The 10,961-nt window shown below is 69.2% G+C and carries 11 protein-coding genes; 3 read left to right on the plus strand and 8 right to left on the minus strand.

Annotation, left to right across the window (positions count from 1 at the left end; all coding sequences use genetic code 11):
* Positions 1–173: 173 nt before the first annotated feature.
* Entirely contained in the window at positions 174–803 is a 630-nt protein-coding gene (locus tag ACFV4K_RS31510) for a hypothetical protein (RefSeq protein ID WP_379279851.1), read from the plus strand.
* Positions 804–924: 121 nt separating this feature from the next.
* Here ACFV4K_RS31510 and ACFV4K_RS31515 read toward each other — a convergent pair whose 3' ends face one another.
* The 8 genes from ACFV4K_RS31515 to ACFV4K_RS31550 all read right to left on the minus strand — a co-directional run bounded on the left by ACFV4K_RS31515 (position 925) and on the right by ACFV4K_RS31550 (position 9,898).
* Positions 925–2,793 carry a Na+/H+ antiporter gene (locus tag ACFV4K_RS31515; protein ID WP_379279853.1) on the minus strand — a complete coding sequence of 623 codons (1,869 nt, stop codon included), beginning with the start codon at positions 2,791–2,793 and terminating at the stop codon, positions 925–927.
* 54 nt (positions 2,794–2,847) lie between these two features.
* Positions 2,848–3,123, minus strand: coding sequence for a hypothetical protein (locus ACFV4K_RS31520; RefSeq protein ID WP_357276802.1), 276 nt, complete (start codon positions 3,121–3,123; stop codon positions 2,848–2,850).
* 107 nt (positions 3,124–3,230) lie between these two features.
* Positions 3,231–3,839: a hypothetical protein gene (locus ACFV4K_RS31525; RefSeq protein ID WP_379279855.1), complete on the minus strand. Its 609-nt coding sequence runs from the start codon at positions 3,837–3,839 to the stop codon at positions 3,231–3,233.
* 98 nt (positions 3,840–3,937) lie between these two features.
* A complete protein-coding gene (locus tag ACFV4K_RS31530; protein WP_379279857.1) occupies positions 3,938–5,272 on the minus strand; it encodes a pyridoxal-phosphate dependent enzyme in 1,335 nt (444 codons plus the stop codon).
* The gene (locus ACFV4K_RS31535) at positions 5,272–6,681 is read right to left on the minus strand and encodes a decarboxylase (protein WP_379279858.1); all 1,410 of its coding nucleotides are present in this window, start codon (positions 6,679–6,681) and stop codon (positions 5,272–5,274) included. The genes ACFV4K_RS31530 and ACFV4K_RS31535 overlap by 1 nt, the downstream gene beginning before the upstream one ends.
* Before the next feature lie 32 nt (positions 6,682–6,713).
* The gene (locus tag ACFV4K_RS31540) at positions 6,714–7,976 is read right to left on the minus strand and encodes a heavy-metal-associated domain-containing protein (RefSeq protein WP_379279860.1); all 1,263 of its coding nucleotides are present in this window, start codon (positions 7,974–7,976) and stop codon (positions 6,714–6,716) included.
* Positions 7,973–9,256, minus strand: a complete 1,284-nt coding sequence (locus ACFV4K_RS31545) for an aminotransferase class V-fold PLP-dependent enzyme (protein WP_379279861.1) — start codon at positions 9,254–9,256, stop codon at positions 7,973–7,975. Before ACFV4K_RS31545 ends, ACFV4K_RS31540 begins: the two co-directional genes overlap by 4 nt.
* A gap of 111 nt (positions 9,257–9,367) precedes the next feature.
* Positions 9,368–9,898, minus strand: a complete 531-nt coding sequence (locus ACFV4K_RS31550) for a DUF2599 domain-containing protein (protein WP_379279863.1) — start codon at positions 9,896–9,898, stop codon at positions 9,368–9,370.
* Between the two features lie 238 nt (positions 9,899–10,136).
* Between ACFV4K_RS31550 and ACFV4K_RS31555 the strand changes: the two genes are divergently transcribed.
* The gene (locus ACFV4K_RS31555; RefSeq protein WP_379279864.1) at positions 10,137–10,601 is read left to right on the plus strand and encodes a hypothetical protein; all 465 of its coding nucleotides are present in this window, start codon (positions 10,137–10,139) and stop codon (positions 10,599–10,601) included.
* Between the two features lie 27 nt (positions 10,602–10,628).
* Positions 10,629–10,940, plus strand: coding sequence for an EthD family reductase (locus ACFV4K_RS31560; RefSeq protein WP_357276786.1), 312 nt, complete (start codon positions 10,629–10,631; stop codon positions 10,938–10,940).
* The last annotated feature ends 21 nt before the right edge of the window (positions 10,941–10,961 follow it).

Consider the following 10,961-nt stretch of genomic DNA (forward strand, 5'->3'; position numbering starts at 1 on the left):
GCCGACCCCGATCCCGGCCCGGCGACGCCGTCTCATAAGCGCCGATTCCGCCACAAGGACGGCGCGAATGCCGGGACGCTGCAATGATCGACCCAGTTCGGATTCAGTTCGGGTAGGCATTGCGAATCAACCTGTGCCGGTGGACTGTTCGAGGAGCAGAAGGATCGCGCAGGATGACCGCAAGCCGGTATGCCAGTAACTCCGAGGTAGCCGAGCCCATCGAGCCGTCGGGCTGGGGCCGACATCTGGGCGTCGGGGACGACATCGCGGACAACCTCGGTTCCGGACAGCTCGGCGCGCTCATCTTCGCCCGAAAACTGGTGCGCTGCTGGTACATCGCCAACTTCCTGCTCGCATCGACCGTCGGCTCGGGCGTGGGCCTGTTCGCCTGGGAGTACGGCCGACGGACCTACGGCGACTGCACCGGCACCGCCACCTGCTACCCGCGCTGGGAGTTGCTGGTACTCGGCGTCGGCTCCGGATTGCTCGCCGCGGGAGCGATTTTCCTGGCCGCCTCATTGCCGTGCTTCTGGGTCGCCTACGCCATCCGGTGGTCGGCGCGCGCCATGGCCGACCGCAACGGCGGGCCCGAGCATCCCGAGGCCGAGCACTACGAACTCGCCGAGCATCACCGATGGCGCGCGGCCGAGCAACCGACACGCCGCCAGCCGCGGACCGAGGAACCGCCGCGCCGGCCGGCCCGCGCCGAGGAGCCCCTGCGCCGCCAGGCGCGCCCCGAACCGCCCCAGCAGCGCCGCCCCGCGCACGGCGAACAGCCCGCCCGCCGCCCGGCCCGCACCTGACCAACCGCGCCCGTCTGCCCGAGCGGCTCGCCAGGCGCCGTTGCGCCCACCACGATCTCGCGCAATGCCGCGATGTGCTCGTCGAAGGCGCTGCGCCCAGCGGCGGTCAAGCGGGGGTAGGTCAGCCCAGCAGCTCGTCCAGATAGCACCAGCGCCACGACTCACCCGGCTCCACACTGCGGATCACCGGATGCCCGGTGCTGTCGAAATGCTTGGTCGCGTGATTGCCCGGCGAGGAGTCGCAGCACGCCACATGCCCGCACTCCAGGCACATCCGCAAATGCACCCACACCAGACCCTCGTCGAGGCATTCCCCGCAGGCGTCCGGGGTGTCGGGCACCCGCACGCACGGCGCCTCCCGCAGGTGCTCGCACGCGCCCGGCGGCATCGGCGCCCGCAAAACCAGCCCGTCGTCGTCCTCGGCCTCGGCGACCCGGTCGATGGTGGACTCCTCGATGTCGAGGGCGGCCATCACCGCCTGCAGCACCTCCTGATCCACCTGCCCCGCATCGCGGATCCGCAACACCGTCTCCCGCTCGGCCGCCAGCATGGCCAGCCGCAGCCGCCGATACTCGCCGCTGGGGGTGACCCGCTGGGATTCGGAGCGCCCCAACAGCTCCCACGCCGACTGCGCCCGCACCACCACCCGATTGCGCAGCGAGTCCACCACATCCGGCGGCGTCTCGGGGGCGATGTTCTCCTCGAGCGCCTTCAATCCCGCCGTCGTCGCCTGTTGCAGCAGATTCGCCTCCTGCAACAGGTCCTCGGCCCGGCTGGGTCCGCGCAGGCGCAGCATCCGCACCAGCCACGGCAGCGAGAGTCCTTGCAGCAGCAGCGTTCCGCCCACCACCACGACCGCCAGCAGCCGCAGTGTGTCCAGTTCCGGGGTGTCGGCGGGCAGCAGCAGCGCCGCCGCCAGCGTCACCACTCCGCGCATACCGGCCCACGCCACCACGGCCGGTCCGGTCCACTCCGGCTTGGGTTTCCCCTGCCGCCGCCCCTCGATCTGCCAGGCCGCGTAGGTCGCCGGGAACACCCACACCGGCCGCACCACGATCACCGTCACCAGCACCGCCGCGCACGTCCACAGCAGCGTCGAATGCGGCAGGTCGCTGTGCCAGGCGGCCTCCACGATGTGGCGCACCTGCAATCCGATCAGCAGGAACACCGCGGACTCGAGAATGAACGCGATGGTGCGCCAATTGGTGTGCTCGGCGATGCGCGAGGCCGCGCTCTGCCAGTGCGGCGCACCGTGACCCAGAATCAGACCGCAGGTCACCACCGCGATCACGCCCGAGGCGTGCACCGACTCCGCGGGCAGATACGCGATCCACGGCGCCAGCAGCGACACGCTGGTGTCCAGCACTGGATCGGTGATCCGGCGGCGCAGGAACGCCAAGATCATCGCCGCGGCCACGCCGATCAGCGCGCCGCCGCCGGCCGCGCCGATGAAACTCGCGCCCGCCTGCCACAGCGTCACACTGCCCGCCATGGCCGCGACCGCGGTCCGCAGGGTCACCAGCGCGGTCGCGTCATTGAACAGCGACTCGCCCTCGAGCAGGGTCACGATCCGGCGCGGCATCCCCACCCGCCGCGCCACCGCGGTCGCCGCGACCGCGTCCGGCGGGGCCACGATCGCGCCGATCGCCACCGCCGCGGAGAACGGCACCGGCAGCAGCCAATACACCACCGCGCCCACCGCGAACGCGGTGAACAACACCAACCCCACCGACAGCAGCGTGATCGAGGTCTTCTTCGGCCGGAAATCCACCAGCGAGGTGCGGATCGCCGTCGTGTACAGCAGCGGCGGCAGCAACCCCAGCAACACCAGTTCGGGCTCGATGTCGAACTCGGGCACGAACGGCAGATACGACGCGATTACCCCGGCCACGGTGAGCACGAACGGCTCACCCAACCCCAGCCGGCGCGCACCGGCCGCCAGCGCGACCGCGACCGACACCAGCACCACGAGTCCGAACGCCCACTCCACGTGATCATCGTGCCAGTCGCGGTGTCCGATTCCGGCAGCGGCACCGCCGAAGGGTCAGTCGGCGTGGCCCGAGCGTGACCGGGTGATCGCGAAGACTCCGATGCGCGCGGCCAGCGCCACCACCCACAGCACCACGCCGACCATATTGAGCATCGGACCGGCGCCGGTGTAGGAGCCGACCAGGATGGAGACGACACCCGCCGAGAAACACAGCACGGTGGCGGCATGACAGACGGTGAGGGTGATGCGCAGGTCGGTGTCCGGACCCGCGGCGCGCTCGATACTGATGGTGAAACTCCTGGCAACACTGTTGAATTCGACCCCAGGCACCATAGCGCCCCGAAGCCGGAAGTGCAGAGTCCAGCAGCTCACCGTTCCCGCCGGGTTCGCGGGCGGGGCCCGGTGGCGGTGGTGCTCAACGGAATTCGCGCGCCGGATCAGGGCGTCTGTTTGACGCAGATCCAGGTCTCGCCGTCCTTGCGGGCCTCCACCTTCGGCGATTGGTACTGCCAAATGCACGCGATCTGCATGTCGATCGGGGCCTGGCACACCCAGGTGGTCTTGTCGATCACGGCCGGTCGCACCTCGTTGCTCGTCGGGTACGTCGCCTTGCAGTAGCCGGGCATATCCCGGATGCCGCCCTTGGTCACCTGTTCGGCGGTGAAGCACATGCCGCTGTAGGGGTCGTTCATCGAGAAGGACATATGCAGACCGGTCTGCTTGTACTGCCAGTCGCACGCCTTGCCCAAATCGATGACCGCCTCACACGACTGGCCGTCGACCTGGCCGTACCCGTAGGAGACGCAGTACTGCGCGAGATCCAGCCCGCCGATCGACGTGGACGCGGGCACGCTCGGCGCGGTCGAGGACTGGGTGCGATCACCGACGACATTGACGATCAACGGCGTGACGATCACCGTGGCGGCCACCGCCACCACGATCACGGCCAGCACCCACGCCGGTACGCGCTTCAGCAGCGGTGCGAGCACCCGATTGGAGAACGGGGTCCACAGTGGGGAGAAGAACTGCGAGAACTGTTCGAGCACGAGCGCCCCTCGTTCCGTGCATATACGGCAGCACAGCAATCCTATCGCCCGGGCTGTGTCGCCACAGCCGAAATCACTGGGGCTCCGCCACATTGGCGTCAACGGTGCCGAGGTGCGGATTCCATCGGTTTGCCCGCGTCGCGCCAGGCCGTGATGCCGCCCGCCAGACTGTGCGCGTCGTACCCGGCCCGGCGGGCCAGCGCCGCGAACCGCAGCGACACCTCACCGACCGGGCAGACGAAGACCACCGGCCGCGACCGCGAGAACGGAACACCCTGGACGAGCATGTCGTCGAGCTGATCGTCGCGGATGTTCAACGCGCCCGGCACATGGGCGATCCGATAGGCCATCGCGCCACGGGTGTCGACGATGGTCGGGCGGGCGGTGCGATCGAGCTGCTCGAGCTCGTCGGGGGACAGGACCGGGGTGGCGGCGAGTTCGGCCGCGTCCGGTGCCGGGGCGCGCCCGGGCTTGCCGAACAGTTCCGGGCGGCGCTTGCGGATGTAGGACAGGTACGGCTCGAGCCGATCGCACACGATGATCACCGCGACCAGCGGATCCGCCTGTGCCGAGGGCGGTTCCACCGACCCCAGGAACTCCAGCGCCGCGGCATAGGTCGCCCCGCTCGTCGGCCCGGCGAGCACCCCGTGGCCGGTGGCCAGCCTCAGCGTGGCGTCGACCGCGCGCCCGGCCTCCACCGCCATGATGCGGTCGTAGAAGTCGGGCTGGAACAGGCCCACGTCCCACATCTCGGTCTCCGAGCGGATACCGGGAATGAAGTCGCCGCGTTCGGAGACCACCGCGACGGTCGTCAACTCCGGATTGTGTTTGCGCAGAAAGGTCGCCGTGCCGCGGGTGGACCCGGTGGTGCCGAGCCCGCCGATCAGATAGTCGACGCGGGTGATGCCGTCGCGCGCCAGGTCCTCGTGGATCTCGCGCCCGGTTCCGTGATGGTGGGCCTCGATGTTCTTCTCGCTCGTGTACTGCGAAGGGTGATACCAGGCCCCGGGTGCGCGGGCCATGGTCGATTCGATGACCGAGTACACGTCGTTGGGGGCCGTCGGATCCGGGCATTCCGACAAACCCGGCAATTCTTCGATATCGGTCCCCAACAGCTGCAACAGGTCTCGCACCTCGGCGACCTTGATCCGATTGGTGACCGCCCGTAACCCGATCCCGTGCAAGGCCGCCAGCACCCGCAACGCCTTGGCGGTATTGCCGCTCGACGCCTCGATCAACGTCTGCTTCCCGGCGATGATCTCGTCGAGGTCGTCGCGGATCATGCCCCACGCCACCCGATCCTTCACCGACCCGAACGGGTTGTAGAACTCGAGCTTCGCGTAGAGCTCCACACGTGCGAGGCCGTGCACGGCCGGATCCAGCCGCAGCAGTGGGGTATTGCCGATCAGCTCGGTGATGTGGTCGTAGCGCATCAGTGCACCTCGTGCCAATCAACGTCGCGGGATACCCGGAACTTCCCGGATTCGCGCGACACCGCCACTTTCGGCGGCACCGGATGCATCGAGGCCCGCGCGGCCGACAGATCCATGTGGTAGGCGGCGGTATTGGGGAACACCACGAAATCCCCCGATTGTGGATACCGCGGTAGCCACACCTTGTGGTTGGTGATCAGATCCCGTTCCAGGCACAGCCGCCCGGCCAGGAACACGCCCATCGCACCGGGATTCGGGTCGCCTGGGACGGAATCCGGCCCGTCAGCGGCGGTTCGGGCGGGGATGAGGATCGGGTCGACCATCACCTCCTGATCGGCCGGGGTGACGGTGTCGCGGCTCAGATCCAGATTGACCAGGGTCGACCCGTCGGCGGTCCGCTTCACGAATTCCACCCGCGCCACGGTGATTCCGGCGTGGTCGGCCAGCGCCTTGCCCGGCTCCAGCCAGATGTCGAGGAGGTTCTCCCCAGCCACCTGTGCAAAACTGCGGCCGCCCTGCGATTCCAGGCCCGTATCCAGGAGATCGGCGAGCATGCGGTCGGCATCCACAATGTTGGCGTATTTGTGAAAAACTGGTGTCCCGTGCACTGCGCCGTCCTCGACGTGGAAACCGAAAGTGTTGGCGCCCCAGGCCATCTGCTCGCCACGACCCACCAGCGATTCGCGCAGCGCGTGCACGTATGCATCGAATGCGCCCGCGTCGGCGGTGAACACCTGCCGGAAGCCGCCCCCGATATTCAGCACCGTCGGCGTCAAGCCGTACCCGTAGGCCCGCTCGGTCAACTCCAGGCAGCTCTCCACCGCCCGTACCCGTTCGGCCGGTTCGCCCGAATCCAGGTGAAAGGCGAACCCGCGGAACTCGATCCGATCCCGCCGGGTCGACAACATCCGCAGGAGCTGGTCGCTCTCGGTCGACGGCACCCCGAACCGGCTCACCGGCGTCCCCGGGAATCCGCACATTCGCACCAAAACAGGCACGGGGATATCCGCCAGTGCCGCAATGCGTTCCAGCTCCCACAGATTGTCGACATTGATCGTCACCCCGGTGCCGACCAGTGCGCGCAGCAGCCCCTCACCCTTGGGGCCGGTGACTTCGACGCGTTCGGGCTCGAACCCCGCCTTCAACGCCCCCAGCAGCTCCGCCTCCGAGGCCACATCGATGCCGATGCCCGCCGCGTGCGCGGCGGCCACGAACGCGCGCGACTGATTCACCTTGTGCGCGTAGCAGATCCGGAAACCCGTGGTCCGCGCCGCCAGTACCGTCCGCAAGCGGTCCAGGTTCTGCGTGAACACCTGCGGAAACACCAGGTGCGCCGGTGATCCGAACTTGGCGACCACGTCCTGAACCGCGCCCGGCGTGGCCAGGAATTCCGACACCAGCGCATGCATCTTCGCCGGCAACCCCGGCGGCGCCGCAGCCGTCATACGGCGGTTTCGCTGGTCGCGGGTGCGGGCGTGACCAGGGTCGGGTTGTAGCCGCTGTCGCGCAGTGCCTCGAAGGCGCGATGCCGGTTGCGGGGACTGCGGAACTCCGCGACCACCCGCTTGCTGACCAGATCGATGTCGCCGACCCCGATGCCCATCGCGTCCAGCACCCCGCCGATGGTGCGCACGCAGTGCTTGCACGTCATGTCCGGGACATAGAACACCTGGTCCTCGGCGGCCAGTTCACCGGTCTCCGACCCGGTTTCGGCCGCCACCTCGGCCACCGTGATCCCGTCCACGATATGGGTGAACACCTCGGTGAACCGGTCGACGACCAGCGGCAGAATGCTGTAGTGCGCGCCGTCGAGCTGATGCGGCATGGCGGCCAGACACGCCGGGCGGGTGCCCGGTGGCAGCAGCGCGTACTGGCGCGAGATCAGATCCAGCTCATCGTGATACTTGGCGATCGCCTCGGCGACGCTCAATCCCTCGGCCTGGGTGGCGCGGCGCATGACCCGGTGCGCGTCCTCGATGGTCATGTCCTTCATGGCGCGCAGCGTCGCCACCGTCTCCGCCGAATACCGCACGGTCCCATCGGGTTGGGTGGTCAAGGTGACCGCGATCATGCCGCGCCGGTAGCTCGAGGCCTGTAACTCCCAGAACCAGCGCGTCGCCACGGCGGCGTAGATGCCCGAATCGCGCATGCCCACCGCGAACTCGGCGGGGGTGCGATAGGGCGTCTCGCGCGCCAGCAGCGCGTGCTGGGCCAGTGCCCGTCCCGCCGCCTCGATGCCCACTCGGAAGATCTCGTGCGGCTCATGATCGGTGGTGGTGCCGTCGAGCACCGCCTGTTCGCGCGGGCCGAGCTTGGTCATGCGCTGGGCCAGTGCGGGATCGGCGTCGAGGGCGTGCCACAGCGTCAGCACCGTCTCGCGCATGGCGATCGGCACGATCGGGCCCAGCCCGCCGGTGCGGAAATGCCCGGTATTGGGGATGCCGTCGCTGTCGGTCCAGGTGATGCGGTGGGTCGCGCTGGTCACCTGGTCGGCGCGGCACGGGCGCATGAACCGTTCCAGATACAGCCGCTGCGACAGTGTCAGATGCGAGCCGGACTCCGAAGCCAGCGGCGTGCAGGTGTATTCGACGCGGCGCGGGGGCGGCGCCACCGGGGCCGCGCCCAGTCCGGGCCGGGCCAGTCCGGCCAGCACCCGGGAGGCGGCGCGGCGGTCGTAGCGGGGTTCGGGGCCTGACTTGGTCACGAGACCTCCTCGGCAATCGTGGCGACACACTCGGTGAACCGGTCGATCTCGTCGACGGTGGTGTAGACGTGCGTGCTCACCCGCACCGAATCCTCGTCGGCCGCCGCACCGCCGGTGGGGACGCAGTGGGCGCCGGTGCGGACCAGGAAGCTCAGTTCGCTGAGCACGAACCCCAGGTCGGTGGCGCTGATCCCGGCGACGGTGAAAGACACGATCCCGTACCCGGTTTCACACGGCGCGTACGCGGGGCCCGGTGTGAACTCGACGCCGGTGATCGGGCGCAGGCCCGCGATCAACCGCTGCGTGAGCGCCCGATTGTGGGCGGTGATCGCGTCGAGGCCCAGCTCGCCCAGCACCCCGAGGGCCGCGCCGAGGGCGAGGATCCCGGGCAGGTTATGGGTGCCGCCCTCCAACAGCTGCGGCATCGCACCGCCCACCAGGCCCGAATCGTCCAGTGACACTCCCGAATTGCCACCCGGTAGAAACGGCACCAGTTCACTGTGTCGGCGGCGGTGGCAATAGAGCACGCCCGTCCCCGGCGCTCCGAACATCTTGTGCGCGGCGAACACCGCGAAATCGGCGTTCAGCTCCGCCATGTTCACCGGCAGATGCCCGCCGGACTGGCTGCAGTCGAAACACAGCGCGATCCGCGGATCGATGCGCCCGGCCAACTCCTCCAGGGTGGTCAGCCCGCCGAACACGTGGTGCAGATGTGCCACGGTGATCAACCGCGTGCGCGGGGTGATCCGCGCCGCCACGTCCTCGACATCGGCCTCGCCCAGCGCGTTCACCCGGTAGGGCACCAGTTCGACACGCCGCCCGAACCGGGCCAGCAGGCCGCGCAGATGCTGCCACGGGTACACGTTGGAGGCGTGATCGCGTGGGCTGTAGAGGATCTCGTCGCCGTCGCGCAGATTCGCCAGCCCCCACGACAGCGCCACCGCGTTCAGCCCGGCGGTGGCGCCGCCGGTGAACACCACCTCATCCGGTGCGGCCCCGATGAATTCGGCCATCGCCGCGCGCACGGCGGCCACCTCGGCGGTCAGCGCGCCGGCCCACGGATAGGTGCCGCGTCCGGCATTGGCGGTGCGTTCGCGGTGATAGCGGTGCACCGCCTCGATCACCGGCCGTGGTTTCTGGGTGGTGGAGGCGGAATCGAGGTAGACCTCGGCGGCCTCGGTCAGCGCCGGGAACAGCGCGCGCACGCCGGGGTACGCCGGTCCCCGGGCGGCAGCGGGCGGCGTGGGCGTAGAGGTCTCGGGTGCCGAGGCGCGCACCATTGCCCTCCCTCCCAGGAGTGAGCGCTGGACGTCACCAACGATACGCACATTTGGCGATCGGCTGGAAGGTTCTGGCGGGCAACCGGTTTCGTTACCGCATCGAACAACCGCTCAGCGTTCGGGACCGCCCGGGTTGCACAGCGCCGACACCGTCGCGTCGTACCCGACCGCGGGCCGCCACGGCTCGATGTTCCAGCTGGTCTTGTCCGGCGCGACCGCGCGCGCCCACTCCCAGTGGCATCGGAACTGGTCGTACATGCCGGGGGAGTCCGCGTCGGGAGCCAGCGCCAGCACCTCGCCCCAGGCGCGATCCCCGGCCGCCGGGAACAGGTCGGTGCGCCCGGCGCGGGTGGGGAAGATCTTCAGCCGGCGCCCGTCGATCTCGTCGGTCCACTCGGTGTGATCGATGAGCGCCTGATCGGCCATCGGGTCCACCGTCGGCGTCACCGGGCTCGAGCTGGCCGCGGCGCTCGTCGCCGCCGTGGGCGCCGGTTGCGCGGGTGCGACGGTCGCCGCGACCGGCCCCAGCGAACTGACCACCACCGGCGGCGAGTCCTCGGCCGCGCCGCAACCGGTCAGTACCAGTGCCAGCGCGAGCACGGGCGGGCCACCCGCGAGTTTCCAGCGCCGCCGCATGGGCATACGCCCCTTTCGTTCGATTCGTCCGGCCCGGATCCGAAACTACCAGCGATAATCGCGCACACTCGGAACACGCAGGGCAGAACCGCACTTCGGTGCTCCGGTTTTGCCCGCGCTGGTGTATTGGCCCAGACAGCCCCTACGATGTCACGCGCGGGGCGGTTCGTGAAAGAGGGGACCGTCCGGCACCCTTGGTACCGGATGGTTGCTGACTGGTAGGGGAACGATGAATGCCGCGAACGTGAAACTGCTTGTGTGGGAGTGCGACAACACCCTCTGGGATGGGGTGGTGTGCGACTCCACCGCCGGAGCGCTGCGCGCCGAAGCCGCGCGCTCACTGCGCATCCTCAACGAGCGCGGGGTGATGCACGCGGTCGCCTCTCGCGGTGAATGGGCCTGGACGGTCGAGCAGCTGCGCCGCCACGGTGTCGCCGACCGCTTCGCCGCCGTCGAGGTCGGCTGGGGCCGCAAGTCCGCCGCCATCGCCCGCATCGCCGAAACCCTCGGCGTGGGCCTGGGCCAGGTCGGCTACATCGACGCCGAACCCCTCGAACGCAGCGAGGTCGCCCACGCCCTGCCCCGGGTCCGCTGCTACGCCGCGCGCCACGTCGACGTCCTCGCCGCCCTCCAGGAATTCCGCGCCCCGATCGGCGACGTCCCGCCCCCGACCTCCCCGATGGGCATCTCCCACATCCACGCCCACTGAGCCGAACCGCCCCGTAGCCTCGGTGCGATGTACCGACTCTCGATCCTCTACGGACATCCGCAGGATCCGGCAGCATTCGACGAGTACTACTGGAACACCCACATCCCGATCGCCCGGGAGATGACCGGTCTGAAGAAATGGACCATCGGGCACGGCGAGAGCGCCGACCCCAGCCAGCCTTCGCCCTATTACCTGGTCGTGGGCCTCTACGCCGATTCGCGCGCCGAGCTCGAGGCGGTCCTCGCCAGCCCGCAGGGGCAGGCGGCGGTCGCCGATGTGCCCAACTTCGCCACCGGCGGTGTCACTTTCGTCTACAGCCACGAGCGAGACCTGATTTGATGACGAGAGTAGGGCCCCGAC

This window comes from Nocardia sp. NPDC059764, assembly GCF_042732555.1.
Classification (GTDB): domain Bacteria; phylum Actinomycetota; class Actinomycetes; order Mycobacteriales; family Mycobacteriaceae; genus Nocardia.

Coding starts and splice junctions, on each gene's coding strand:
- ACFV4K_RS31545 (WP_379279861.1), bottom strand. CDS start 9,256: ATGGTGCGCGCCTCGGCACCCGAGACCTCTACGCCCACGCCGCCCGCT.
- ACFV4K_RS31510 (WP_379279851.1), top strand. CDS start 174: ATGACCGCAAGCCGGTATGCCAGTAACTCCGAGGTAGCCGAGCCCATC.
- ACFV4K_RS31560 (WP_357276786.1), top strand. CDS start 10,629: ATGTACCGACTCTCGATCCTCTACGGACATCCGCAGGATCCGGCAGCA.
- ACFV4K_RS31530 (WP_379279857.1), bottom strand. CDS start 5,272: ATGCGCTACGACCACATCACCGAGCTGATCGGCAATACCCCACTGCTG.
- ACFV4K_RS31535 (WP_379279858.1), bottom strand. CDS start 6,681: ATGCATGCGCTGGTGTCGGAATTCCTGGCCACGCCGGGCGCGGTTCAG.
- ACFV4K_RS31550 (WP_379279863.1), bottom strand. CDS start 9,898: ATGCCCATGCGGCGGCGCTGGAAACTCGCGGGTGGCCCGCCCGTGCTC.